20 protein-coding genes are annotated in these 25,243 nt (G+C 69.6%); 13 read left to right on the forward strand and 7 right to left on the reverse strand.

Annotated elements, in window-relative coordinates:
• The 3 genes from VGV60_16255 to VGV60_16265 all read right to left on the reverse strand — a co-directional run.
• Positions 1 to 1,631: glycoside hydrolase family 16 protein (locus VGV60_16255; protein ID HEV8702825.1), on the reverse strand; the 1,631-nt coding region annotated here is incomplete at its 3' end.
• A 401-nt stretch (positions 1,632 to 2,032) separates the two neighbouring features.
• Positions 2,033 to 2,269 (reverse strand): hypothetical protein, encoded by a 237-nt coding sequence (locus VGV60_16260; protein ID HEV8702826.1) that lies wholly within the window; start codon positions 2,267 to 2,269, stop codon positions 2,033 to 2,035.
• On the reverse strand, positions 2,262 to 3,497 hold the full coding sequence (locus tag VGV60_16265; protein ID HEV8702827.1) for an FAD-binding oxidoreductase: 1,236 nt from the start codon (positions 3,495 to 3,497) through the stop codon (positions 2,262 to 2,264). Before VGV60_16265 ends, VGV60_16260 begins: the two co-directional genes overlap by 8 nt.
• Positions 3,498 to 3,512: 15 nt before the next feature.
• Between VGV60_16265 and VGV60_16270 the strand changes: the two genes are divergently transcribed.
• From VGV60_16270 to VGV60_16285, 4 genes are read left to right on the forward strand one after another with little or no spacing between them, the layout of a single operon-like run.
• Positions 3,513 to 4,697, forward strand: coding sequence for an efflux RND transporter periplasmic adaptor subunit (locus VGV60_16270; protein ID HEV8702828.1), 1,185 nt, complete (start codon positions 3,513 to 3,515; stop codon positions 4,695 to 4,697).
• Positions 4,694 to 5,371, forward strand: a complete 678-nt coding sequence (locus tag VGV60_16275) for an ABC transporter ATP-binding protein (GenBank protein ID HEV8702829.1) — start codon at positions 4,694 to 4,696, stop codon at positions 5,369 to 5,371. The genes VGV60_16270 and VGV60_16275 overlap by 4 nt, the downstream gene beginning before the upstream one ends.
• On the forward strand, positions 5,368 to 6,573 hold the full coding sequence (locus VGV60_16280; GenBank protein HEV8702830.1) for an ABC transporter permease: 1,206 nt from the start codon (positions 5,368 to 5,370) through the stop codon (positions 6,571 to 6,573). Before VGV60_16275 ends, VGV60_16280 begins: the two co-directional genes overlap by 4 nt.
• A gap of 4 nt (positions 6,574 to 6,577) precedes the next feature.
• Positions 6,578 to 7,789 carry an ABC transporter permease gene (locus VGV60_16285; protein ID HEV8702831.1) on the forward strand — a complete coding sequence of 404 codons (1,212 nt, stop codon included), beginning with the start codon at positions 6,578 to 6,580 and terminating at the stop codon, positions 7,787 to 7,789.
• 321 nt (positions 7,790 to 8,110) lie between these two features.
• On the opposite strand, the gene VGV60_16290 is transcribed toward VGV60_16285, so the two are convergent.
• Genes VGV60_16290 through VGV60_16300 form a run of 3 tightly spaced genes read right to left on the reverse strand, consistent with a single transcriptional unit; the run spans position 8,111 to position 10,112 of the window.
• Positions 8,111 to 8,824 carry a 2OG-Fe(II) oxygenase gene (locus VGV60_16290; GenBank protein ID HEV8702832.1) on the reverse strand — a complete coding sequence of 238 codons (714 nt, stop codon included), beginning with the start codon at positions 8,822 to 8,824 and terminating at the stop codon, positions 8,111 to 8,113.
• Positions 8,821 to 9,561, reverse strand: a complete 741-nt coding sequence (locus VGV60_16295; protein ID HEV8702833.1) for a methylated-DNA--[protein]-cysteine S-methyltransferase — start codon at positions 9,559 to 9,561, stop codon at positions 8,821 to 8,823. Before VGV60_16295 ends, VGV60_16290 begins: the two co-directional genes overlap by 4 nt.
• Positions 9,558 to 10,112: a sigma-70 family RNA polymerase sigma factor gene (locus VGV60_16300; GenBank protein ID HEV8702834.1), complete on the reverse strand. Its 555-nt coding sequence runs from the start codon at positions 10,110 to 10,112 to the stop codon at positions 9,558 to 9,560. The genes VGV60_16295 and VGV60_16300 overlap by 4 nt, the downstream gene beginning before the upstream one ends.
• A gap of 147 nt (positions 10,113 to 10,259) precedes the next feature.
• Here VGV60_16300 and ilvD point away from each other — a divergent pair, with 147 nt between their 5' ends.
• From ilvD to VGV60_16320, 4 genes are all read left to right on the forward strand, one after another.
• Complete coding sequence (gene ilvD / locus VGV60_16305) at positions 10,260 to 11,936, forward strand: dihydroxy-acid dehydratase (protein ID HEV8702835.1); 1,677 nt, start codon at positions 10,260 to 10,262, stop codon at positions 11,934 to 11,936.
• Positions 11,937 to 12,017: 81 nt separating this feature from the next.
• Complete coding sequence (locus VGV60_16310; GenBank protein HEV8702836.1) at positions 12,018 to 14,060, forward strand: aconitase family protein; 2,043 nt, start codon at positions 12,018 to 12,020, stop codon at positions 14,058 to 14,060.
• A gap of 410 nt (positions 14,061 to 14,470) precedes the next feature.
• Complete coding sequence (locus VGV60_16315) at positions 14,471 to 16,159, forward strand: TldD/PmbA family protein (protein ID HEV8702837.1); 1,689 nt, start codon at positions 14,471 to 14,473, stop codon at positions 16,157 to 16,159.
• 27 nt (positions 16,160 to 16,186) lie between these two features.
• Entirely contained in the window at positions 16,187 to 17,533 is a 1,347-nt protein-coding gene (locus VGV60_16320; protein ID HEV8702838.1) for a TldD/PmbA family protein, read from the forward strand.
• Between the two features lie 27 nt (positions 17,534 to 17,560).
• Here the strand turns inward: VGV60_16320 and VGV60_16325 are convergent, their stop codons facing one another.
• The gene (locus VGV60_16325; protein ID HEV8702839.1) at positions 17,561 to 18,853 is read right to left on the reverse strand and encodes an FAD-dependent oxidoreductase; all 1,293 of its coding nucleotides are present in this window, start codon (positions 18,851 to 18,853) and stop codon (positions 17,561 to 17,563) included.
• Between the two features lie 152 nt (positions 18,854 to 19,005).
• Here VGV60_16325 and VGV60_16330 point away from each other — a divergent pair, with 152 nt between their 5' ends.
• From VGV60_16330 to VGV60_16350, 5 genes are all read left to right on the forward strand, one after another.
• Positions 19,006 to 20,466 (forward strand): aldehyde dehydrogenase family protein, encoded by a 1,461-nt coding sequence (locus VGV60_16330; GenBank protein HEV8702840.1) that lies wholly within the window; start codon positions 19,006 to 19,008, stop codon positions 20,464 to 20,466.
• A gap of 29 nt (positions 20,467 to 20,495) precedes the next feature.
• Positions 20,496 to 21,320 (forward strand): dienelactone hydrolase family protein, encoded by an 825-nt coding sequence (locus tag VGV60_16335; GenBank protein ID HEV8702841.1) that lies wholly within the window; start codon positions 20,496 to 20,498, stop codon positions 21,318 to 21,320.
• Positions 21,321 to 21,328: 8 nt separating this feature from the next.
• Entirely contained in the window at positions 21,329 to 21,691 is a 363-nt protein-coding gene (gene queF / locus VGV60_16340; GenBank protein HEV8702842.1) for a preQ(1) synthase, read from the forward strand.
• 97 nt (positions 21,692 to 21,788) lie between these two features.
• Positions 21,789 to 22,421 carry a hypothetical protein gene (locus tag VGV60_16345; GenBank protein ID HEV8702843.1) on the forward strand — a complete coding sequence of 211 codons (633 nt, stop codon included), beginning with the start codon at positions 21,789 to 21,791 and terminating at the stop codon, positions 22,419 to 22,421.
• Entirely contained in the window at positions 22,418 to 25,243 is a 2,826-nt protein-coding gene (locus VGV60_16350) for a hypothetical protein (protein HEV8702844.1), read from the forward strand. The genes VGV60_16345 and VGV60_16350 overlap by 4 nt, the downstream gene beginning before the upstream one ends.

The raw sequence follows: 25,243 nt of genomic DNA on the forward strand, positions 1-25,243 counted from the left end.
CAGGCGTCCCGGGTGCAGGCGTTGCCGTCGTTGCAGGTCACCGGCTTGCCGGCGCACTTGCCGTCGGCGTTGCAGGTGTCCTCCGTGGTGCAGGCATCGCCGTCGTCGCAGGTGGCGTTCGGCGTCGGGGTGTAGACGCACGCGCCCTTGTCGCAGGCGTCCCTGGTGCAGGCGTTCTCGTCGTCGCAGATAATCGGCTTGCCGGTGCAGATGCCCTCGTCGTCGCAGGTGTCCTCGGTGGTGCAGGCATCGAAGTCGTCGCAGGTGGTGCCCGCCGGGAGCGGCGTGGAGATGCACTCGCCATCGACGCAGGCGTCCCTGGTGCAGGCGTACTCGTCGTCGCAGATAATCGGCTTGCCGGCGCACTTGCCGTCGGCGTCGCAGGTGTCCTCGGTGGTGCAGGCATCGCCGTCGTCGCAGGTGGTGCCCGCCTCGGCCGGCGTGTTGACGCACGCGCCGTCAACGCACGCGTCCGCGGTGCAGGGGTCGTGATCGTCACAGAGGGCGGCGCCGCCCTCGTCGATTTCGCCGTCGCAGTCGTCGTCGATGCCGTTGCAGATTTCGTCCGCGCACCCGGTCTCGTAGTTGATCAGCACCGACTGGACTTCCGGCGTGATGGCGGGATCGGATGTCGTCAGGAGGGCGCGGTACTGAATGAACTGGGCGTTCGGGCTGGCGATCGAGCCGCCGGCCAGGGACTGCCAATCCGACCAGGTCGCGTCCGGCGAGGAGGTGTCGCCGGATCGGGTTTCGAAGATGATCGACGCGCCGTCGGGCATGCTGGCGGTGGCGACGAGATCGAGCCAGTGCGCCGAGCCGCCGGCATCGAAGACGCGGGACTCGAAGGTGCCCGCCAGCGCGTAGGGCGTCAGGCGGACCCAGTCCAGGATGTTGTTCTTGCCGCCGAAGAACAGATTGCTGAACAGCGGGCGCATGTCCGCCGTCGGTGAATTCGAGTTCGTGACGACGAGCGTGCCGTCGACGAAATAGGAGATGCTCCCGGGTGCCCAGTCGATCCGGTAACGGTGGAATGCATCGAACACCATGCCGGGGACGTTGCCGCCCTGCGCGGTGCCGTCGTTCGTGCTCGTCATCAGATTGAAGACGAAGAGGCCGGTGCGGAACACGCCCCAGGGGGCGGTGGTGAGGTTCGTGCCGAGGCCCAGCGAATCCAGCGAAGCGCCGCCGATGTTCCCGGAGAACTCGAGCGTTCGGCCCGGGCCGTACGAAGCGTCGGTGCCGAGCAGGACGCCGTCCAGGGTGACCTTGCCTCCGGCGAACGTGGCCACGCCGCTCGGGGGGAACCACTGAGTGGAGAACATCCCTGCGGGAAGCGAGTCGCCGGAAAATTCCGTGCCGAACGTCGGGGCGAGGATGATTTCGCCGTCGGCGGTCTCGGAGATGTACGTGCCGGCGTCAGGAGTCCCGGCGCTGAAGTCGGCCGAGGTTGTGTCCGTGAACGAGGCCGGGCTCGACTCCGGACTGACGGCGATGCCGCCGGACTCCGGGGCGGGGCTTGCAGCCACGTCTTGCCTGCCGGCGAGAAGGTCTGGCAGGAATGCCGTGGCGGTGAGCGCCAGGGCCAGGACAACCGTGGAGACGCGACAGCGGTCCTTGACATACCTGAGCATCTGACTACCCTCCCCCGACAGGGCTGATGCCGGGGGCACACCCACCCCCGGACTCCAAGTTATGTTCGAACCCAGTTGACTCGAGATCGATCAAATGATTGCGGAGACCTTTCCTGCAGTCCGACTCGTCTGCCAACCCCGATCCCCTCACACCGTGCAATGGCCGCGGGGCGCAATGTGCCCCCGACTTTCTCGGCTAAGCAGCGACAGACACGCAAACCGACCCCACTCGGCGTCTGCCGTTACCGGTTAGCCCTGTTCGAGATTCTCTCCGAAGAAAAAGAAGAAACCGCTGCGCGCTGTATACGCCTAGCCGCGAAGCGTGTCAACCGGGAAGCGAGAGGAAAGTGTTCCTCCGGCCAGGATGGAAGGGGAAATTTCAGCAGGTGGGCACTGCTCGGTCAGACAATCCAGACGAACTCCAGCGCCAAAAAAAGCAGGAATCCGAGCGCGGCTCCGACGGTGCCGATGAGGACGCTGCGGAGATCGAGGGTCCCGCGCCAGGCTGCACGAAGCACGTAGACCAGGGTCCCCGCCTGCAGCAGGGGCGCGATCAGCGGGACGAAGAAGAGCGCGAGGGAGAGCGCGCCCAGGATGAGCGCGAAGAGTCTGGGAGTCCGGCCCTGGACGTCAGTCATGTTTGGCCATGCTGTACAGTCCGAGGTTCATCAGATTGATGACCATGTTCGCACCGATGTAACGCAGCGGCTCGCCGGGGAGATCGATCGTGGGCCTGGACATCCAGGCGGGAGGGGCCTCTCCGTGAAGCATCCCCGCCAGGAAGGAGCCCGCCTTCGTCCCCATGGCGAGGCCGTGCCCGGTGTAGCCGCCGCAATAGATGATGTTGCCCGTCGTCCCTTCGGTGCCGATAATCGGCTCCTGGTCGGTGGTGCAGCCCATCGGCCCGGTCCAGGTGTGCTCGAATGGAAAAGACGCGAGGGAGGGGAAGCCCTTCGACAGGACTCGGTGGAGCGCCGGGAACAGGAATGCGTCACCCCGGTGATAGAGCCCGTTGTCGTAGAAGTACTTCGCACCGGCGCCCACCAGAACGCGCTGTCCCGGAGCCTTCCGTCCCCACATGTACATCTCCCGCGAAGTCATGACCAGAATGGTGTCCGGAATGGCGCGCAGGACCTCGCGTGGCACGGGCACCGTGACGGCGGCCGCCGTATGGACGGGGAAGATGCGCGACGTGGCGACGCCGAGCTTCGGGGTGTACCCATTGGTCGCGACGAGGAGCCTGGGCGCGCGGACCACGAAGCGGTCGCCACGGATGACGACCGGGGTCCCGTCCTCGATCGTCCGAACGCGGCTCCCTTCGCACACCGTGGCGCCAAGACCGAGCGCGGCGTTCCTGAGCCCCACGGCGTACCGATAGGGATCGAGCTGCGTCACCGGCGCGCGCTCCAGGTCGCATCCGATCCCGAAGCGATCGATCAGGTCGAGCACGTGCGCGACGTTGTCCGCGGTCCCCTCGGGCATGCCCATCTCCGTCCCTTCACCCAGGACGCCGCCGCTGCGCCCGGTCGCCCCGTACCCGACGTACTCCGCCTCGAGGAGGACGACCCTGAGGCCGGGTGAGCGCAGGAGGGCATGGATCGAGGCCGAGAGGCCGGTGACGCCACCGCCGATGATCGCCAGGTCGGCCTGGTGCTCGCCGAGCAGCGGACTCGATGCCGGCTCCCGCCCGCGGGACACCCAGAAGGACCGGTTGGGGGTCCAGCGGTCGTCCTCCAGGTAGAGGTGAGCGCCTCCGAAATAGGCGCCGCCGGCACCGGCGAGCGCGGCGCTTTTCATGAAGGTCCGGCGGGTCAAAACAGGCGTGCGGGGAGGCTCCATGCGGTCACCCGTGGCGACGGGCGACATGATATCGTCATTCGCATGAGGCGCGTTCTCAAGTGGGCCCTCGTGAGCGCGGCCATTCTCGGGGGCCTGTTCATCGCCTGGAAGCTCGCGGTGGGAATCTTCAAGGTCATCCGGCCCGATCCGGTCCCGGTGACCGTGTATCGTGCCTCCCGCGGGGTCGTCGAAGAAACGGTCACCAACAGCAAGGCCGGCACCGTAAAGGCGCGGCGGCGCGCGAAGATCAGCCCCGAGATCGGCGGCCGGGCGGCCTTCATCGGATTCCGTCCCGGCGACCGGGTGCGCAAGGGGGAGATTCTCCTGAAGATCAACGCGCGCGATCTCGAGGCCGCGCTGGCGCTGGCCATGCAGGACCTGGCGACATCCAGGGCCTCGGCGCAGGAGGCCTGCCTGGCGGCCGACCTGGCGCAGCGCGATCTCAAAAGGACGCTCGGGCTGAAGGACGACCGGATCGTCTCGGCCGAGATGCTCGATCGCCTGCAGAGCCAGTCCGACGCCGCGGCGGCCCGCTGCCAGGCGGCGCGCGCCAACGTCGAACGGGCCCAGGCGGCCATCGATCTGGCCCGCGCCAACCTGAACAAGGCGGTCCTGCGCGCCCCGTTCGACGGCGTCATCGCCGACCTGAAGGCGGAGGTGGGGGAGTGGGTCTCCCCCTCGCCCCCCGCCATGATGATTCCGCCGGTGTTCGACATCATCGATCCCACCTCGATCTACGTCAGCGCCCCGCTGGACGAGGTGGACGCGGGCAGGGTTGCGACCGGCCAGCCGGCGCGCATCTCCCTCGACCCCTACCCGAACCGATCCTTCAAGGGGCGCGTCGCGCGGGTGGCCCCCTACGTCCAGGACATCCAGGAGCAGAACCGGACCTTCGAGGTCGACGTGGACTTCGAAGATGCCAACTTTACCCGCACCCTCCTCCCCGGCACCTCCGCCGACATCGAGATCATCTTGAAGGCGGTCGAGAACGTGCTGCGCATGCCAACCTACGCCCTGCTGGAAGGGGACCGGGTCCTGGTCTTCAACGGCGGCCACCTCAAGGCCGTCCCGGTCAAGACCGGCATGCGTAACTGGGAGTTCACGGAGATCCGGGAAGGGCTCCAGGAGAACGACCCGGTCGTCGTGTCGCTCGATCGCGCGGAGGTCAAGGAAGGGGTCCGCGCCGAGATCCGAGACGAAATGAGCAAGCCGAAAGACGGGACGTGATCGAGCTGCGGGGGCTGACGCGCCACTTTCGCGTCGGCGATCAGACGGTGCAGGCCCTGCAGGACGTCAGCCTGGTGATTCCGGACGGAGACTACCTGGCGCTGATGGGCCCCTCCGGATCGGGGAAGTCCACGCTCCTGCACCTGCTCGGTTGCCTCGACCGCCCCAACAGCGGCTCGTACATCCTCGACGGGCGCGAGGTCGGGTCCCTGCCCGAGGGGGAGCTGGCGGAGATTCGCAGCCGCAAGATCGGCTTCGTGTTCCAGTTCTTCCACCTCGTGCCGCGCCTGACCGCCGCCGGCAACGTCGAGCTGCCGATGATCCTGGCCGGGATCCGCCCGGCGGAGCGGCGCGCCCGCGTGGCGAAGGCGCTGGCCGCGGTCGGGCTGACCGATCGCGCCTCCCACCGGCCGGACCAGCTCTCGGGAGGACAGCGGCAGCGTGTGGCGATCGCCCGCGCCACGGTGATGGGGCCGTCCATTCTCCTGGCGGACGAGCCGACGGGGAACCTCGACCGGGCCTCGGGGCGCGAGATCATCGAGCTGATCGAGCGGATGAACCGCGACGGATTGACCGTGGTGGTGGTCACGCACGACCCCGAGGTCGGCGGGCGGGCGCGGCACATTCTCAAGCTGGTGGATGGCCGCATCGCGTCCGACGGGAAGCCGGCATGAACGCCCTCGATCTCCTGCGCTTCGCATCCATGGCGCTGCGGGGCCACCGGCTTCGGACGATCCTGACCCTCCTGGGGATGTCGATCGGCGTCGGAGCGGTCATCCTGCTGACCGCGCTCGGCGAAGGGGCCCGGGCGTACGTCACGAACGAATTCATGGCCCTCGGCAGCAACCTGCTCATCGTGCTCCCGGGGAAGACCGAGACGACCGGCAACGCCCCCATTCTCGGCGGCACGACCCGTCCGCTGACGCTCGAGGACTGCGAGGCGATCCAGAGGCGCAGCCGGCGGGTGCGGCGCCTGGCGCCGCTTTCGGTGGGGTCGGCGCGCGTGGGCTACGGGGAGAAACGCCGCGAGGTGACCGTCCTCGGCTCGACCCCCGAGCTCCTGCCGGTGCGCCGGCTCGAGGTCGGGACCGGACGCTTCCTCCCCGATGTCGAGATCGATCGGGGCGCCCCCGTCGCGGTCATCGGCCGGACGGTGCAGAAGGAGCTGTTCGGCGCCGACAACCCCCTGGGGCGGCCGATCCGAATCGGCGACTGGCGCTTCCGGGTCGTCGGCGTGCTCGCGGAGAAGGGCCAGTCGCTGGGACTGAACATGGACGACGTCGTGATCGTCCCGGTGGCCAGCTCGATGCGCCTGTTCAACCAGGCGTCCCTGTTCCGGATCCTGATCGAGGTCGGGGCGCACTCGGAAATCGATGCGGCGCGGCAGGACGTCCTGAATATCATCAAGGAGCGCCACGAAGGGGAGGAGGACGTCACCATCCTCACGCAGGACTCGGTCCTGGGGGCGTTCAACCGCATCCTCGGCGCCCTGACGCTGGCCCTCGCCGGCATCGCCGCCGTCTCGCTGTCGGTCGCAGGAATCGGCATCATGAACGTCATGCTCGTCTCGGTGTCGGAGCGCACCCCCGAAGTCGGTCTGCTCAAGGCGCTGGGGGCGACGCGGCGCCAGATTCTCCAGGTCTTCCTGGTCGAGGCGGTGCTCCTGTCCGCGGCCGGCGGGCTTCTCGGCCTGCTCGTCGGGTATCTGGGGTCGGCGATCCTGTCGCAGGCCTTCCCGGCGCTCCAGACCAGGCCGCCGACCTGGGCGGTCATCGCGGCCATCGTCGTGTCCCTCGGCGCCGGCGCCCTGTTCGGCGTCCTGCCGGCGCGCCGCGCGGCGCGGCTCGACCCGGTGACCGCGCTGGCGGGGAGGTAGGAGCATGCCCATGCGCGTGATCGATCTGGTCCGGCTCGCCCTGGGCGCCGTCGCCGGCCATCGCCTGCGATCGGCGTTGACCATGCTCGGGATCGCCATCGGCATCGCCTCGGTCATCCTGCTGACCTCGATCGGAGAGGGGATTCGCGTCTACGTCCTCTCCGAGTTCACCCAGTTCGGAACGAACATCATCGCGATCAACCCCGGAAAGTCGGACACCACGGGGGGCAACCCGACCGCCATGGCCGGCACCATCCGCAAGCTGACGATCGAGGACGCCGAGGCGCTCCGGCGCATCCCTCAGGTCGAAGCCTCGATGCCGGTGGCGTTCGGCAACGCGCGCGTGGAGTACGGGGAGCGCGGCCGGAGCGTTCTGGTCTACGGCGTGACCTCGGACGTGCCGCGCGTCTGGAAGTTCGGGGTGCGGCACGGCCGGTTTCTTCCGGAGGGGGATCCCCGGCACGGCTCGCCCCTGGTCGTCCTGGGGATCAAGCTCAAGCGCGAGGTCTTCGGCGAGAGCAACGCCCTGGGGGAGCGCGTGCGCATCGGCGGCCGCCCGTTTCGCGTCATCGGGGTGATGGAACCGAAGGGACAGTTCCTCAACCTCGACCTGGACGACACGGCGTTCATCCCGGTGGCCGAGGCGATGACCCTGTTCAACCGCGACGACCTGATCGAGATCGACGTGGCCTACCGAAGCGCCGCCGCCCGCGACCTGGTGGCGGCCGACGTCCGCCGCATCCTCCAGGATCGGCACCAGGGGGAGGAGGACTTCACCATCACCACGCAGGAGTCGATGCTCGTCACCCTCGACCGCATCATCGGGGTCGTCACCAAGGCGGTCGGGGCGATCGGCGGCATCTCCCTGGTCGTCGGCGCCATCGGCATCCTGACGATGATGTGGATTTCGGTGAACGAGAGCACCGCCGAGATCGGCCTCCTGCGTGCCCTGGGCGCCCGCCGCAGCCAGGTCATGGCGTTCTTCCTGCTGCAGGCGGCGCTCCTCGCCACCACCGGAGGCGCGCTCGGCATCTTCGCGGGCGTCGGCATCGCCCGCGGGCTCAAGGTGGTCTTGCCGCGGCTGCCGGTGAGCACGCCGCTGCACTACGTGCTCGCCGCCCTGCTTCTGTCCTTCGCCGTCGGCCTCCTGAGCGGGGCGCTCCCCGCCCGCCGCGCCGCCGGACTCGACCCGATCGAGGCCTTGCGCGCCGAGTGAGATCCGGCTGCGGGGCCCGCAGCCGGCTCAGCGCTGCGACCTGGGAGATTACGCCCTGCTCCGATTCGTCGGATGGGGGAGTGTGCTCGAACCGGCGAAGGCTGAGTGCTGCGGTAGCCTCGGGGGCAAGGCGGAGGGGCGGCCGCAGGCAGCGTGTTCGCCGGGCCGTGTGAGACCGTGCGCCGGGGACCCGACGCGCGGATTTCAGCGCGGCGGGCGGCGCACGGCGAACCGAGGGGAGGCTCGCCCAGCGAGCCGGACCCGTGCCCGGCGGGCACGCTGCCTGCGGCCGCCCCCTCGGCTGGGCTCCGTGGAGCGCCGCTACCGCGCGTCGTGAAAGATGACGCCCAGGCTGTAGCGGGTCCCGCCGAGCAGGCGGCTGACGCCGTGGCGCATGCGGACCCGATGGTGGCCGCGCGTGCCCTGAACGGGGCGATCGTGGGTGCTGAAGATGATGATCTCCCCCTGCTCGATGGCGATCGCTTCGCCGCGCGACTGGGCCCGGGGGCGCTGCTCGACGAGGAGAAAATCGCCGCCGGTGTAGTCGGAGCCACGGCGGCTGAGCACGCAGGTGAGCTGCAGCGGAAAGGTCACGTCGCCGTACAGGTCCTGATGCAGGCAATTATAGCCGTCGGTCTCGTAGCGCAGCAGGAGGGGTGTCGGCTTCGTCTGGCCGCGCCTGCGGCAGGCCTCCAGCAGGCGGGCGTGCGTTCCGGGGAACCGCAGGCGCACCCGGAGGGCTTTCATCCAGCCGTTGGCGATCGCGGCGAGCGGCGGATAGGCGCGATGTCGCAGCTCCCTGACCAGGGGAGGCGGAGGATCGGCGAAGTACTTGTACTCCCCCTTGCCGAAACGGAAGCGCTCCATGTCGACGCGGCTGCGGAACAGGGTCTCGTCCGCATACAGCGCGATCAGGCCGGCGCACTCCTCGGGCGTCAGGAGCGGCGCGTCCGTCTTGGCCCAGCCCCGATCCCAGAGCGACCGGCCGATCGCGTCCCAGTCGAGCCGCTCGAGACGCGTGGCCAGGGGCGTCATGCCCCGTTCCGATCCGCCGGCCGGCAGACCTTGCAGGAGCGATACCCGACCGATCGGGCGTCCGCGACCGAGGCGAAGATGATGCGGCTGTCGTCCCGCATGCGATGTCCCGCGGAGCAGCCGACCCGGCAGACGATCCGGGTCGTGGCGCAGCCTTCGAGCACCGGGGTGGCTCTCTCGAGGCCAAGCAGACCGCTCTTCGCGGGCAGCCCGAGGGCGTACCCGCCGAGGCTGCCGTCGCTTCGAAGCACCCGGTGGCAGGGGACGATGAACGGCAGGGGATTGTGGCCGAGGGCCGTGCCGACCGCCCGCACCGCGTCGGGGTGCCCGATCCCCCGGGCGATCCAGGAGTAGGAGCGCGTCTCCCCGAATGGAATGGTGTGCGTCAGGTCCAGGACCTTGCGCTGGAACGGCCGCAGGCCGGTGAGATCCACCGGGACCGTGAAAAAAGCGCGTCGTCCCGTGAAGTACTCCAGCAGCTCGTGACGGGCCCGCTCGGCCAGGCGCGCCGCCGTCCGGGACGGAGGGGCGACGCCGCCGCCGCCGGTCCGGATTTGCGTGACGCCGCGCTCCGACGCCTCGACCTCGACGCCGGCGGCGAAGCGCTCGGCGTCCCAGGCGCCATGCAGGCTCTCCAGGACGCGGCGCGTCAGGCTGGCGCCGGTCGCAACGGGACGGAAGTGGTCGGCCAGAAGGTCGTCGATCGGATCGTGGACGGCCTGGGTGTCGTTGGTCATCGGGGGTCTCCCTGAAGTGCCGAGCGCAGGATCGCCTTGCCGCGGGCGAGCTGGCTCTTGACGGTGTTGACCGAAATGCCGCGGACGCGCGCCAGCTCGCGGTAGGAGAGGCCGTCCACGTAACGCAGGGCGAGGAGGAGGCGGGCTTCGCGGGGCACGTCCAGAAGCGCCCGCTGCAGATCGAGGTGCCGTCCCGCGTCGCCGGGACCGGCCGCGCCCCGGAACAAAGAGGCCTGCCCGTCGGCTCCCCCGTCGACCGCGTCGTCCCGGAGTGCGGCGCGGGAGGCGCGGCGCCGCATCTCGTCCACGCAGACGTTCGTGGTGATGCGGTAGAGCCAGGTGGAGACGGCCCATTCCGGCCGGTAGCTCGCGGCCGATCGGAACAGGCGGAGCAGCGCGCGCTGCAGGGCATCCTCGGCGTCGGCCCGGTTGCCCAGGAGCCGCCAGGCCAGGGCCAGGAGACGAGGGCTGTAGCGCTGGACCAGCTCGGCGAACGCCGGCTCGTCCCCTCCGGCCACCCGCTTCATCAGAGATCGGTCCGTGGTGATCATCACCTTCTTATACCCGGCGGCCGGACGAATCGGGTGGAATCCGGCGCGCCCGCGCCGGCGAGGCCCGGCGGCACGTCATGATAGACGCCCGGGCCGCCTTCCGCGCCGTCACGCGAGCGGCTACAATGGCCGCTTCGCGAGGATCGGATGACGAGGAACCCCGCAAGACGGCGATCGGCGGCCCTGGTCGAAGGACTCGGGCGCGCGCCGGCGCGCGCCATGCTCAAGGCGGTCGGCCTGAGCGACGACGACCTGTCGAAGCCGCTGGTGGGCGTGGCGAACACCTGGATCGAGATCATGCCGTGCAACGTCCACCTGCGCGAGATGGCGGGCTGGGTCAAGGAGGGGATCCGGTCCGCGGGCGGAACGCCGATCGAGTTCAACACCATCGCCGTGTCGGACGGCATCAGCATGGGCACGGAAGGGATGAAGGCCTCCCTGATCAGCCGCGAGGTGGTGGCCGACTCGATCGAGCTCGTGGCTCGCGGCCATCTGTTCGACGCCGTGGTGGCGCTGGCAGGCTGCGACAAGACGATTCCCGGAGCGGCGATGGCCCTGGCCCGCCTGGATATCCCCGCGCTGGTCCTGTACGGCGGGTCGATCGCCCCGGGCACCTTCCAGGGACGCGACGTGACCATCCAGGACGTGTTCGAGGCGGTCGGGGCGCAGGCTGCCGGCCGGATGACCGTCGAGGATCTGCATGCGCTCGAGGACCGGGCCTGCCCCGGGGCCGGCGCCTGCGGGGGGCAGTTCACGGCCAACACCATGGCGACCGCCCTCGAGTTCCTGGGTCTGTCGTTCATGGGGAGCGCCGGCGTGCCCGCCGAGGACCCGGCCAGGCAGGAGGTGGCGCGCGCCGCGGGACGGCTGGTGATGGAGGCGCTGCACGCCGATCGCCGGCCGGGACGGCTCCTGACCCGCGGCGCCTTCGCGAATGCGATCACCTCGATCGCCGCGACCGGCGGATCGACCAACGGGGTCCTGCACCTGCTGGCGCTGGCCCGGGAGAGCGGCGTGCCGCTCGAGATCGGGGACTTCGATCGCCTCAGTCGGAAAACGCCGATCCTCGCCGACCTCAAGCCGGGCGGCCGCTTCGTCGCCACCGACATGCAGCGGGCCGGCGGGACGCGCCTCCTGGCGCTGCGTCTCGCGGAGGCCGGTCTCCTGAACGGCGACGAGATGACGATTTCGGGCCGCACGATAGGGGACGAGGCGCGGGAGGCGCGCGAGACTCCCGGTCAAAAAGTAATCCGCCCCCTGTCCGACCCGGTCCAGACGACGGGCGGGCTGGCGATCCTGACGGGCAGCCTGGCGCCCGAGGGGTGCGTGGTGAAGACGGCGGGGCACACCCGCACGCGTCACCGCGGTCCGGCGCGCGTCTTCGATCGCGAGGAGGACGCCTTCGCCGCGGTGCAGGCGCGGCGCATCGCGCCCGGTGACGTCGTCGTGATCCGCTATGAGGGGCCGAGCGGCGGCCCCGGGATGCGCGAGATGCTCGCGGTCACCGCCGCCCTCGTCGGGCAGGGCCTCGGCGAGCAGGTCGCGCTCCTCACGGACGGCCGTTTCTCGGGCGCGACGCACGGGTTGATGGCCGGGCATGTCGCCCCGGAAGCGGCGCGCGGGGGTCCGATCGCGGCGGTGCGCGAGGGGGACATGATCCGCTTCGACGTCGAGGCGCGCCGCCTGGACGTGGAGATCACGGACGAGGAGATCCGGTCCCGCCTGGAGTCCTGGAGAGCGCCGGCCCCACGCTACCCGCGCGGCGTCTTCGCCAAGTACGCCCGCCTGGTCTCGTCCGCCAGCGAGGGCGCCGTCACCGGCTAGGAGGTGTGTCCGAGCATTCGGCCGGCTCCTGGCCCGGGGGCCGGCGCGCCCCGTTGCGCTATGATGGATCGGGTGTCTCGAATGTCTCTGATCCAGCCGGCCCGACTGAAGCCCGGAATGACGATCGAAGCGGCCGCAGCGCGCGCGGCGCCGCCGACCGGCGGATCCGCCGCCGGGCCGCGGACCGTCCGCGGCCGGGCGCTCATCTTCTGGGATCCGAAGCGTCCGGGCAGGAAGCTCGACGCCATCGACACCGACCAGATCACCCCCTCGTCCGATTGCGTCTCGGAGAGCCTGGACACGCTCGACGAGCGATGGAAGGCGGGGGCGTTCCGCTACCTCATGCCCGATTTCCGCGGGCGGGTCCGCGAGGGGGCGAACGTCGTGATCGCGGGGGACCGGTTCGCCATCGGGTCGTCGCGCGAGATGTCGCCGGCGGGGCTCAAGGGGATCGCGGAGGAGGCGGGCCTCGATCTCGTGATCCTGTGCGGCGTCAACATGGGAGACATCTTCCGGAAGAACGCCATCAACCTGGGCCTGCACGTGGCCCAGTCCCCGGAGGCCGTGGAGGAGGCGCGCGACGGCGACGAGTTCGCCTTCGACGTGGAGACGCGCCGGATCACCAACGTCACGCGCGGCACAAGCTACGAGCCGGTCCCGCTGACCGCCAAGGAGGAGGAGATCCGGAGGACCGGCGGCATCATCGAGGTCGGCCGGCGCGAGTTCCTGGACTCGATCCGGCGCGCTCCGCGCCTGGAGTTTCCCGACGAGAGGCAGGCGCGGACCATGACCATCGCCGAGCAGATCGCCTGGGCCCATCGCGTCGACCGGGACGCCACGGTCCGGCCCGGGGCGACGCTGCGCCTGTACGCCGACCTGCTCCCGGCCTCGGACGGGACCGCCCCCTTCGCCATCCACACCTTCAACCGGATCTCGGGTGGACACGTCATCGACCCGCGCCAGGCGGCGATCGCCAGCGATCATTTCGTGTTCACCGGCAAGCCCGAGGACGACAGGCAGACGTCGATCTCGATGGAATTCGCCCGCCTCCACGGCATCGGCAAGCCGCATTATGCCGCTCCCGGGGATGGCATCTTTCATTTCTATTTTCCCGAGCAGGGACTGATCGTTCCGGGTGGATTCTACCCGGGGGCGGATTCCCACAGCCGTGCCTACGGCGCGTACGGGGCGGTCGGAATCGGCGTCGGCTCGACCACCTTGGGTTTCGGCTGGGCGACCGGGTACATCTATTTCACCCTGGCGCGGGCCCGCCGGGTGGCCTTCTCCGGAGCCCTGCAGCCGTGGGTGACCGGCAAGGACATCGTCCTCGAGCTCCTGCGCCGCTGGGGCGCGGCCCAGTCGGCCGGCATGTCGGTGGAGTTCGTCGACGCGGGCGGCCAGCTCCCGATGCCGTACCGGAACACCATCGCGAACATGATGGCCGAAGGCGAGGCGCAGAACGGCCTGTTCGCCCGGGACGCGATCACCGACGCGTGGTACCGTGCCCGGAACATTCCGCTGCCGTATCCGCGCCTCGAATCGGGACCGGAGGCGCGCTTCGAGATCGACGAAGCGTTCGATCTCACCGCCGTGCAGCCGATGATCGCCCGGCCCTTCAGCCCGGGCAACGCGCACCCCGCCGAAGCGGTGGCGAGGGAGCGGCTGACGTTCGACAAGGCGCTCATCGGCTCGTGCACCAACGGTTCGTACGACGATCTGCTGAGCGCCGCGCTCGTCATCCGCGCCGCCCGTGAGGCGGGCCAGCGCGCCGTGGCGAAGGGCGTGCGCTTCGTCATCTTCCCCGGCAGCGGCACCGTGCGGGAGCAGATCGAGCGCGTCGATCCGCGGCTCGCGGGAGAATCGATCGCCGAAGTGTTCCGCAGCGTCGGGGGGACGATCCGCCGGTCCTGGTGCGGCCCCTGCTTCGGGCAGGGGGAAGACGCCCTGAAGCCCGGAGAGCGCGCCATCACCTCGTTCAATCGCAACTGGCAGAACCGCATGGGCGTCGGCGGCGAGGGCTTCCTGGCCAGTCCCGCGGTCGTGGCCTCCTCCGCCATGGCGGGCTATATGGCCCCGCCTTCGGAGATCGGATTGCGATGGCACCCGGAGAAGTTCGCCGTGTGATCGGGGGCGCAATGTGCACCGGTCCCGGCGACGCATTCCGCATTCAAGACGACACGTGGCAAACGTGTAGACTCCCGCAATGAGCGGTGGTAGGCTTCGCGGATTCAAGGACACATCCGCGCTGCTGGAAGCGCGGACACATGAGGGAGGCACATGGCTCGAACTCCTGATGTCGCGGGCGCGCTGGAAGCGATCATCACCAGGACGCTGAAGGCGACGATGGGTCCCCGCCTGAGAAAGGTCGACAGCCAGCTGAAACGGCTGGAGCGGAGGCTCAAGAAGATCGCGAAGTTGCGCGGCCGCAGACCCAAGGCCGCCCGTGGCAGGCGTGCGGGCCGCGGCCGGGCTCGACGAGGACGACCGCCGATGAAGAACCGCCGGCGGGGACGAGGATCCAGGCGATAGGTCCCATGCAATCGGACTCCTGGAGTCACGGATGGCCCGGCAGCGGGGGAGGCGTCTGCACGCTGCCGCCGGGCTCCAGGAGCCGGTCCTCCCGTGGATCGACCCGCCGGGATTTCCTCAGGTCCTGCGGCACCTCCGCCATGGCGCTCGCGGCGGTCGATCTGATCCCCGGCGCGTTCGTCACCCGCCGCGCCGCGGCCGCCGTCATGCCCCCGGATCGGCTGGACGAGCTCGGAGCGGTGGCGCTCGACCGGGCGCGCTCCCTCGGAGCGAGCTACGCCGACATCCGCATCAACCGGTATCGCACCCAGAGCGTGCTCCTGCGCTCGGCCCCCGACTGGGCCTCGGGCGCCATCAACAACGTCCCCTCGGTCACGGACGACGAGAGCTTCGGCTTCGGCGTGCGCGTCATCCACGCCGGCGCCTGGGGGTTCGCGGCCAGCGCCGACGTGGACAAGGACACGATCGCGCGGATGACCTCCGAGGCGGTCGGCATCGCACGCGCGCACGCGAAGCTGCGAGGCGAGCCGGTGCGCCTGGCGAAGGTCTCTCCCGCGAAGGACACCTACCGGACGCCGGTTGAAAAGGATCCGTTCGAGGTCGGAATCGCGGCGAAGATCGCCCTGCTGCAGCAGATCAGCGACGAGGTCAGGAAGGTCCCGGGGATTTTCTCGGTCAACGGGTTCATGGAGCTGCGCCAGGAGGACCGCTTCTTCGCGTCCACCGAGAACAGCGTCATCCGCCAGGTGATCGTGCAGGTGGCGCCCGAGTATACGGCCGTCGCCCGCGACCTGAAGGCCCGCAAGACGAAGTCGCGCACCTTCAGGCCGGACGCGGTCTGCGGCGGCTACGAGTTCGTCGAGCGGGCCGGCATGGTGGACAACGCCCGACGGATCGGCGAGGAGGCGGTGAACCACCTCAAGGCGCCTTCGGTCGTCGCGGGAAAGAAGGACCTGGTCCTGCTCCCCACGCACCTGGCCCTGACCATCCACGAGTCGATCGGCCACTCCACCGAGCTGGATCGCGCCATGGGGTACGAGGCCAATTACGCCGGGACGTCGTTCCTGACGACCGACAAGCTGGGGAAGTTCCGCGTCGGCTCCGACCTGGTCAACATCTTCGGCGACCGCATCCTGCCACAGGCCCTCTCGACCTGCGGCTACGACGACGACGGCGCCAGGACCAAGCGCTTCCCGATCCTGAAGAGCGGGATCTTCGTCGGCTACCAGACGACGCGCGAGCAGGCGCACTGGATCGGGCAGGACGAGTCGATGGCCTGCTGCTACGCCGATTCGTACGCCTCGGTGCCGTTCCAGAGGATGCCGAACGTGTGGCTCCAGGCGAGCGAGACGCCGCGCTCGCTGGACGACCTGGTGGGAGGGGTGGACGACGGGGTCCTCATCGACGGGCGCGGCTCGTACTCGATCGATCACCAGCGCTTCAATTTCCAGTTCGGCGGCGACGCTTTCTGGGAGATCAAGGGGGGCAAGCTCGGCCCGATGATCGCCGACGTCGCCTACCAGAGCCGCACGCCCGATTTCTGGCAGGCCTGCGATCAGATCGGCGATCAGTCGACCTGGAGGAACGTGGGGCTCAACCGCGACGGCAAGGGGGAGCCGGGCCAGATCAACGCCATGAGCCACGGCTGCCCTCCGTCGCGCTTCCGCGGCATCACGGTCATCCGCACCGAGTAGGCCCCGACGGGGCAGGAGCGTTCCGACGTGCGCTGGGACCAGGGAGAGGCGAAGAGGACGATCGAGCGCATCCTGTCGCTCGCCGGGCCGGGTGAGTGGGAGCTCGAGCTGACCGCGCGCACGTCGTCCCACACGCGCTTCGCCCGGAACGAGATCTCGACCTCCGGATTCGTCGAAGACGTGGACCTGAGCGTGACGTCGCGCAGGGAGGGCCGCAGCGGCTCCGTGGGGACCAATGATCTCTCCACCGCGGGGCTGAAGGCGGCGATCGCGCGCGCGGCGGAGATGCGCGACCTCATGCCGGCCGATCCCGAGGCCGTGGAGATGCTGGGCCCCCAGTCCTATCCCGCCCTCGAGAAGAAATACGACGACGCGACCGCCCGCGCCCGGGCCGCCGAGCGCGCCTCCGGTGTCAAGACGACCCTGGGGCTGGCGCAGCGCAAGTCCCTGACCTCGGCCGGCTTCTTCGAGAACAGGGTCACGCACCGGGCGATCGGAAACAGCAAGGGGAACTTCGGCTACCACCTGTCGACCGACGCCGAGTTTTCGGTCACCATGCGCACGGGGGACGGGACCGGCTCGGGCTGGGCGGCGGGCGCCTCGCCGCGCCTCGACGACCTCGACGTGAAGTCCCTGGCGCGACGCGCCGCGGACAAGGGGATCGCCTCGGCCTCGCCGCGGGACGTGCCCCCCGGCGACTACACGGTCGTGCTCGAGCCGGCGGCGGTGGTGGATCTTCTCCAGACCCTGCAGTTCGGGGCGCTGCAGGCGCGCGCCGCCGACGAGGGGCGGAGCGTCTTCTCGAAGCAGGGGGGCGGGAGCCGCGTCGGCGAGAAGGTGGTCCACGAATCGGTCACGCTGCGCACCGATCCGTTCGACCCCCGCCTGCCGGGAGCGCCCTGGAGCGTGCGCGGGGGCTTCGGAGGGGAGTCGACCGACGGCCTGCCGAACCGCCGGATCGCCTGGATCGAGAAAGGCGTCCTGAAACGGCTGTACGCCGATCGCTACTGGGCCGGCAAGACGGGGGTCGAAGCCACGCCCTTCCCGGGCAGCCTCGTCCTGGAAGGCGGCACCGGGTCCCTCGAGGGCCTGATCGCCGGGACGGACCGCGGCCTCCTGGTCACGCGTTTCTTCTACATCCGCACGGTCAATCCGCAGACCTGGCAGCTCACAGGGCTGACGCGCGACGGGCTGTTCCTGATCGAAAAGGGAAAGATCGTCCATCCGGTCACCAACCTGCGCTTCAACGAGAGCCCCATCGTGATGCTGCAGAACATCGAGGCGATGAGCGTCTCGTCCCCCGCCGGCCGGATGGTCGTGCCGGCGATCCGGTCGCGCGAGTTCACCTTCACCAGCAAGTCCGACGCGGTCTAGGAGCCTGTCCGAGACGCGGACACGCTCCTACTTCGTGAACCGGGACAGGGCGAAGAAGGGATCGGGTGTCGCGGCGCCCAGGACGAGATCGGCCATCCGCTCGCCGATGGCGGGACCGTGCTTGAAGCCGTGCCCCGACCCGCCCCCGACGATCCAGGCGTTGTCGGCTCCCGGGAGGCGATCGAGGATGAAGCGGCCATCCGGGGAGTTCTCGTACTGGCAGACCCGCGCTTCGAGGAGCGGCGCCCCCGTGAGGCCGGGAAAGCGCCGGGCCAGATAGGCCCGGGCCGACGCCAGGCCGTCCGCGGTGGCGATGCGGTCGCTCCTGTCCGGGTCGAAGACAGGACCGTGCGTGTCGTCGGCGACCTTGAAGCCGCGCCATTCGTTGCCGGGGACTCCGTAGACGATCCGATCGCCGTGGTCGACCCAGACCGGCAGACGGTCCTCCTGGTACCGGGGATCGCCCGCCGGCGTTCCGAAGAAGAACACCTCCTGGCGCGTCGGCAGCACGCGGTCGCCGATCGCCTCGGGGAACATCCTGCCGAGCCACGGACCGCAGGCGAACACGTAGTGGTCGGCGGCCAGCCGTGTGCCATCCGACAGGGGCAGGGCCCCCATGCCCTCCTTCCCGACCACACCCGGCGCCGCCGACACCTGGCGGTACTCCCCCCCTTCCTTCTGCAGCCCCTCCATGACGACCTGGCAGGAACGTCGGGCCAGCAGGTAGCCGCCCTCCTTCTCGAGGATGGCCCGCGCGATTCCCTCGAAGCTCACCTGGGGATAGCGCGTGGCGGCGTCGGAGCGGGACATCTCGTCGAACGCGAGCCCCTCCTCCCGCAGCAGGGAGAGGGAGGCCCGCTCGAAACGATCGTCGCGGCCCACCATCCACAGGACGCCGGTCTTCCGGTAGAGTCTCTGCCCGAACCGGGTTTCGTTCTCCCGCCACAGCCGCAGCGCCTGCGCCACCATCTGGACGTAGATGCGGTCCGGCCCGTAGGTGGCGCGGATGACCCGGGTCTCGCCGCCGGAGCTGGCGCGCGAATTGCCGGGTCCCCAGGCGTCGACCAGGGTGACCCGCGCTCCGCGCCGCACGAGAGACAGGGCGGTGAAGCCGCCGAACGCCCCGGCGCCGACGACCGCCACGCGCGGCCGCGCGCCCGGCCGGCCCGGAAGGGCTCCGGTCCCCGCGGCCGGCGACGAGGCGGCGGGCGGTCCGGATTGGGCGCGGAGGAGGGGAGGCAGGAAGCGGGACGCCGCCAGTGTCGCGCACGCGGCGCCCCCCTTGAGAAGGCTCCTCCGGGACACCCCGCCGTCCTTCACGGCCTCGACCTCCCGGGGACCGGTCCGAATACTCCGACGGGCTCCCGGACGAATCCTACATCCGAAGGCACCGGTCGGCCCCATGACCGGACGGGCGCCTCGGGTAGAATGACGCCGAACACTCGGACACACTCCTGGGCGGGAGACGCACGATGAGACGGCTCTGGATCGACGGCCAGTTCACGGAGGGCTCGACGGGGGCCGTCCTGCGGATCGTCGACCCGGCGACCGAAGAGGTCGTGGACGTCGTCCCCAAGGGGGGCCCGGCCGAGGTCGACCGCGCGGTGGCGGCGGCGAAACGCGCGTTCCCGGCCTGGAAGCGCCTGCCGGCCATGCCGCGAGCCGACCTCCTGGTCGAGGTGGCGCGCCGCCTGCGCCACGGCCGGGAGGACTTCGCCCTCACCCTGACGCACGAGACCGGGCGCACCCTCCGCAAGAACCGCGGCTACGTCGACTGGTCGGCCATGTGCTTCGACTACTACGCCGGTCTCATCAGGGACGGGCGCGGCCGTGTCATCCCTTCGGCCGAGCCCGGGCAATTGAACCTGGTCATCAAGGAGCCGATCGGGGTGGTCGGCTGCATCGTCCCGTTCAACTACCCGTTGATGCTCCTCGCCTGGAAGGTCGCTCCGGCTCTGGCGGCCGGCAACACGGTGGTGATCAAGCCGGCCTCCCAGACGCCGCTCCTGACCCTGGACCTGCACCGCGTCTTCGACCATCTGCCGCCGGGGGTGGTCAACATCATCACCGGCTCCGGCGGCGAGGTCGGGGACGCGCTGGTGCAGCACCCCGACGTTCCGTGCATCGCCTTCACCGGATCGACGGCGGTCGGCCGGCAGATCTACAGGCTGGGCGCTCCGCGGATCAAGAAGCTGCACCTGGAGCTGGGCGGCAGCGACGCGGCGATCGTCTGCGCCGACTGTGATCTGGAGGCCGCGGTGCGGGCGGTCGCCTGGACGGCGTTCCTCAACGCCGGCCAGGTCTGCACCAGCGCCGAGCGGATCTACGTCGAGAAACCGGTCCATGGCGAGTTCCTGGAGCGCTTCGCCGCCCTGACGAAGCAGCTGGTCGTCGGCCCCGGCATGGACGAGAGGACGGAGGTGACCCCGCTCATCGGTGCGCGCGAGCGCGACCAGGTCGAGGCGCGGGTGTCCCTGGCGATCCGGGAGGGGGCGAAGGTCGTGGCCGGCGGCCGGCGGCCGCCACAGCACGCCCGGGGATGGTTCTACGAGCCGACGGTCCTGTCCGGCGCGCGCCACGGCATGAGCCTTTTCAAAGAGGAGATCTTCGGCCCGGTCGCGCCGATCCTGCCGTTCGAGACCTTTGACGAAGCGCTCGCCCTGGCGAACGATTCCCCCTACGGACTGGGGGCGACCCTGTTCTCCCGCGATGCCCGGAGGGTGCGGAGGTATTTCGAGGAGATCGAGGCGGGGAACGTGTGGGTGAACGACCCGCTGGTGGACAACCCCGCCGGGCCGTTCGGAGGGATGAAGATGTCCGGGCTCGGGCGCGAGCTGGGAGAGGAGGGGCTCGAGGAGTTCCAGCAGACCAAGCACGTCCACTGGGACATCGAGGGCTCGATCAAACCGTGGTGGTTCCCGCTCCCCAGGTGACCCGTGCGCCGCGTGCTACAATTTCCCGCATGCTTTCCCTGAAGCGGGCCCTGGCCCTGGCGTTCATCCTGGCTTCCGCGCGCGTGTCCACGGCCGTGGCCGCGGGCGAGACGATCACCTACGAGGTCGGCGGCGAGTCGGTCAGGGCCTATCTGGCGAAGCCGGCCGTCCTCGACGGTCGGCCCGGAATCGTCGTGGTGCACCACTTCTGGGGGCTCGATGCCCACACCAAGGGTGTCGCCGACCGCTTCGCCGGGCTCGGCTACCTGACCGTGGCGCCCGACCTGTATCGCGGCAGGCTGGGAGGCGACTACGGCCTGGCGAAAGACTTGATGGATCGGCTCGACGGAAGCCGGGCGGTCGCCATCGTCAAGGGGGCCATCGGCTATCTTCGAAGCCTCGACGGTGGCGCCGCGCGCAGGCCGATCGCGCTGGTCGGCTTCGACATGGGCGGACGGGTGGCCCTGTCGGCGGCCCTGCAGGCCGCGGACGTGCAGGCTCTGGTGATCTTCTACGGTCACGTCGAGACCACGCCGGAGTCGGTGATGCCGATCCAGGTGCCGGTCCTCGGCGTGTTCGGAACGGATGACATGGTCGTCCGGGTCGAGGAGGCCAGGAAGTTCGAAGCGTCCCTCAAGGCGGCGGGGAAGCAGGCGACCATCATTATTTATCAGGGAATGGCGCACGCCTTTTTCGACGAATCGCGCGCCGACTACGATCAAAGCCTGGGCAACGACGCCTGGATTCGGACGCAGGACTTCCTCAAGACCGCGCTGGGACCGGTGCAGGCGCCGCCGCCCGCCGCGGTCCCTCCCGCCGGCGCGCCGTCCGCCCCCTCGCCCCCGGGACAGTAGGGGCCGAGATGCCGACCAGACCAACGCGGGCGCTCGAGACCTTTCCCAACCCCCGACCAGGGCGGCCCTACGAAATCTCGTTCGAGAGCCCCGAATTCACCTGCCTCTGCCCGCGCACCGGCCAGCCCGATTTCGCCACGGTGCGCATTAGCTACACGCCCGACCGACTGTGCGTCGAGCTGAAGTCGCTGAAGCTGTACCTCTGGTCGTTCCGCGACGAAGGCCACTTCCACGAGGACGTCACGAACCGGATCCTGGACGACCTGGTCGCACTCCTGGATCCCCGCGAGATCACGGTCATTGGCGATTTCAACGTGCGGGGCGGCATCCACACGGTCGTGACCGTCAACCACCGCCAGAATAACGCCTAGGCGCGATCGTTGCGCCCAAGCCGCACATTCGCGCCAAGGCGCCGTTGTCCGGGCCGGGGCATCACCGTATATTTCCGCGGTCTGGGGGAGTAACCTCTTGAATTCAACCAGGTTCGCGTCTGGTCTCCTGCTCCTCGCCCTGCTGGCCGCGTCGGGGGTCGCGGCGGCCGTCCTGCCGTGGATGAGCCTGGAGGAGATCACCGGCGGGGCCGAGGTGATCGTGCTGGGCACGGTCGAGTCCGCCCAGAGCGCCTGGAGCGCCGACGGCCGGATGATCGTCACCCGCACGACGGTATCGGTCGAGACCTCCCTGAAGGGAAGCCCTCGAGACAAAGTGATCGTCGAGACGCCCGGCGGCCGGGTCGGCGACCAGACCATGATCGCGTCCGGTGCGCCGGTGTTCCGCCCGGGGGAACGCGTGGTGCTGTTCCTCGAGCCGGCTGGGGAGAGGCGGCCGGATACGGCGAGCGGGAGTCGGACACGCCAGGCGCCAGGCGTGGCGTCGCTCCATGCCGTCGTCGGCTGGAACCTGGGCAGGATGAGCGTCCGGCGCGATCCGCGGACGGGGCGCGATCTGGTCGAGGACCGGACGTCCGGATCGCTCTATCTCGATCGGCAGGGCCGGCCGGTCGGGCCGGAGCGTGCCGGTAAGGGGCCGGCCGAGCTGCGGCAGTTCCTGCGTGAGGTCGAGAGACTGGTCGCCGCCGGGGCCGCGGGAGGCGCCCCGTGATCGCACCGCGACCTGGAAGCCTGTCCGAGTATTCGGCCGGGTCGCGTTCCGGACGCCGTAGGGCCGGATGCGAGGCGCCGCGACGGGTCACGGGGGCCCTCGTGGCGGCGGGGCTCGTCGTGGTTCTGGCCGCGGGGGCCGGCAGGGCGTTCGCCTACGTGCAATCGAACCTGGTGGACGTCGGGTTCGGCGATCTGGGCCTGTTCCAGGCGGGCAGCGCCATGACCCTGCGCCTGGAGCAGGACGCCTCGTTCCGGATCACCGACGGATCGGACCTCACGGCCCTGGTGGCGAGCATGGCGAGCTGGACCGCCATCCCGACCTCCAACATCACCATCACCGACGGGGCACGTTTCAATCTGGCGAGCCCGATCGATGCCGCCGCCGGTCAGAGCAACGACGGCGTGAACCGGCTCTACTTCGCCGAGACCGACAACACCAATCTGATCGGAAACGCCATCGCCATTTCCTTCTTCTTCGTCGGGGGGGACGGACGCATCATCGACTGCGACATCATCATGAACGAGCGCCTGTACACCTTCAGCACGTCCACGCCCGCCAACCCGAACCAGAGTCTCGGTTCAGGCACCTTCGACATGGGGGAGATCGCCACGCACGAGATGGGCCACTGCATCGGCCTGGAGCACAGCGCCGTCGCGGGGCGCTTCGGGACGAGCGGTCTCGAGGTCTCCGGATTCTCGTCGGGAGACTTCACCTACCAGGCGACGATGTATCCGTACGGCACGCATACCATTCAGGGGCGCAGCCTGTCCCAGGACGACATCGCGGGCGCGTCGTTCATCTATCCGAACAGCACGCTGACCTCGACGACCGGGACGATCTCGGGGCGCGTCCTGAACGGCGCCACCTTCGACAAGGTCAAAGGGGCGCACGTGGTCGCCGTGTCGACCGCGGCGCCCGACGTGCCGGTCGTGGGGGTGATCTCCGATGTGCAGGCAGGCGGTCCGGGAGGGGAGTACAAGATCGTCGGCCTGCCGCCCGGGAGCTACTATGTCCGGATCGAGCCCCTGGCCGGGGGGACCAACCCGTTCACCCAGGTGAACACCCATTTCACCGGGTTCGACACGACGTTCCCCTGGGAGTTCTACGACGGGCCGACCGAGTCGGGGTTCGACGTGGCGACGGACCGGGTGGCGGTGTCCGTCGCCGCCGGCCAGACCGTCAGCGGAATCGATTTCCTGACCAACGTCGCGACCCCCGATCCCAACGAGCCGAACAACACGCGCGCCTCCGCCACTCCGATTGCCTGTGAGCAGGCGGTCGTGTCCTCGATCGTGCCGCGCGGCGACGTCGATTATTACGCGCTGTCGGTCACATCCGGCACGACGGTGGTCGCCGACGTCAACGCGGCACGCAGCGGCTCGCCCCTCGACCCGATCGTCGGCGTGTTCGACGCGGCCGGCAACCTGGTGGCGTTCGTGGACAATTCCATCTCCTTCGATCCGATCCTCGCAGTGGATCTGTTCACGCCCGGGACCTATTACGTCGCGGTCGCATCCTTCAACGACGTCGGCTTCAATGGCACGGACGCTCGCACGGTGGGCGACTACAGGATGACGCTCCATTGCTCCGTGCCGGAGGTGCGCGCGGGAACCTGTCTCGGCAGGGTCCTGTACGCGGCCTCGGACACTCTCGGGGCGGTCTACGCTCTCTCCGACGTCGACCGCGATTTATCTTTCGAAGGGCAGACGGAATTCGTCTCCGGTGCCGGGAGCGGCCTGGGACAGCTGAACTCGAGGCGGGACGGAGGGGTCTGCGTCGGAACGACCGGCTCCAACATCATCGGTCTGTGGGACGACAATGGCGACTTCACCGCCGATCGATCACTGCTCATCAACACCTCCGCTCCCGATGCGCGCGTCGCCGCCGCCGCGCGGCGTGGCGGCGTCGAATACCTGTACACGGCGGGGCAGCTCGGGACGGGCACGGTCTACGAGGAGAGGGACACGGGGGGCGACGCCAAGGCGGACCAGACGACCGTGTTCACGGAGGACCCGCAGTCGGATCTGGCTCTGAGCATGGACGAAACGGGGACGCTCTACGTCCTCGACTGGATGCATGACGACATGGGCGGAATCCTGGCCTACCGCGATCTCGACGGCGACGGCGACGCCGACGTATCGAGCGAATTCCTGGCCGGCGCGGCGTCCTACGGCAACATGATGGCCCGCCGTCCAGGTGAGGTCTTCGCGCTCAACATCTGGCTGGGACAGGTCGAGAGACTGCTGGACGCCGACGGCGACGGGATCGCCGACGAGATCACGGTGTTCGCCACCGGCCTCGCGCTCGACTTCTACTCGGGGATGGCCGTCGATGATGCCGATGTCTTGTACGTCGTAGACGCGGGAAACCGCGTAGTGGCGCTCCCCGACGACGACAACGACGGCATCGCCGACCGGCTGGCGCCCTTTTCGCCGCAGATCCCGGGCCTGCGCGGCATCACCTTCGGGCAAGGGCCGCCCGGTACGGTGTCCCTGCCCGGGTCGTTTCATCCCGTCACGGTGGCGCAGAGCGGATCCAGCCTTCGCCTGACCTGGGAGGACCTGGGCCCGACCGTCCCCGCGTACAACATTTACGAAGGGACGATCGGGAGCTGGTACTCGCACGCGCCGCTGCTCTGCAGGGTGACAGGGACGACCGACGGCGCCGGCAACCGCTTCCTCGATGTCATGCCGACGGGGACGGCGGACCGCTACTACCTCATCACGGCCAGCGATGCCTGCGGCGAGGGCTCCCCCGGCCGCGCCGGCAGCGGCCTGCGCCGCCCTATGCCGAACGGCACCTGCGGCGCGGCCCCGTAG

It is taken from the genome of Candidatus Polarisedimenticolia bacterium (genome assembly GCA_036001465.1).
GTDB lineage: Bacteria > Acidobacteriota > Polarisedimenticolia > Gp22-AA2 > Gp22-AA2 > Gp22-AA3.

What these genes read in the sequence shown, in the direction of transcription:
- VGV60_16260 (HEV8702826.1), bottom strand. Translation starts at nt 2,269, where the DNA reads ATGACTGACGTCCAGGGCCGGACTCCCAGACTCTTCGCGCTCATCCTG.
- VGV60_16265 (HEV8702827.1), bottom strand. Translation starts at nt 3,497, where the DNA reads ATGTCGCCCGTCGCCACGGGTGACCGCATGGAGCCTCCCCGCACGCCT.
- VGV60_16270 (HEV8702828.1), top strand. Translation starts at nt 3,513, where the DNA reads ATGAGGCGCGTTCTCAAGTGGGCCCTCGTGAGCGCGGCCATTCTCGGG.
- VGV60_16280 (HEV8702830.1), top strand. Translation starts at nt 5,368, where the DNA reads ATGAACGCCCTCGATCTCCTGCGCTTCGCATCCATGGCGCTGCGGGGC.
- VGV60_16285 (HEV8702831.1), top strand. Translation starts at nt 6,578, where the DNA reads ATGCCCATGCGCGTGATCGATCTGGTCCGGCTCGCCCTGGGCGCCGTC.
- VGV60_16290 (HEV8702832.1), bottom strand. Translation starts at nt 8,824, where the DNA reads ATGACGCCCCTGGCCACGCGTCTCGAGCGGCTCGACTGGGACGCGATC.
- VGV60_16295 (HEV8702833.1), bottom strand. Translation starts at nt 9,561, where the DNA reads ATGACCAACGACACCCAGGCCGTCCACGATCCGATCGACGACCTTCTG.
- VGV60_16300 (HEV8702834.1), bottom strand. Translation starts at nt 10,112, where the DNA reads ATGATCACCACGGACCGATCTCTGATGAAGCGGGTGGCCGGAGGGGAC.
- ilvD (HEV8702835.1), top strand. Translation starts at nt 10,260, where the DNA reads ATGACGAGGAACCCCGCAAGACGGCGATCGGCGGCCCTGGTCGAAGGA.
- VGV60_16310 (HEV8702836.1), top strand. Translation starts at nt 12,018, where the DNA reads ATGTCTCTGATCCAGCCGGCCCGACTGAAGCCCGGAATGACGATCGAA.
- VGV60_16315 (HEV8702837.1), top strand. Translation starts at nt 14,471, where the DNA reads ATGCAATCGGACTCCTGGAGTCACGGATGGCCCGGCAGCGGGGGAGGC.
- VGV60_16330 (HEV8702840.1), top strand. Translation starts at nt 19,006, where the DNA reads ATGAGACGGCTCTGGATCGACGGCCAGTTCACGGAGGGCTCGACGGGG.
- VGV60_16335 (HEV8702841.1), top strand. Translation starts at nt 20,496, where the DNA reads ATGCTTTCCCTGAAGCGGGCCCTGGCCCTGGCGTTCATCCTGGCTTCC.
- queF (HEV8702842.1), top strand. Translation starts at nt 21,329, where the DNA reads ATGCCGACCAGACCAACGCGGGCGCTCGAGACCTTTCCCAACCCCCGA.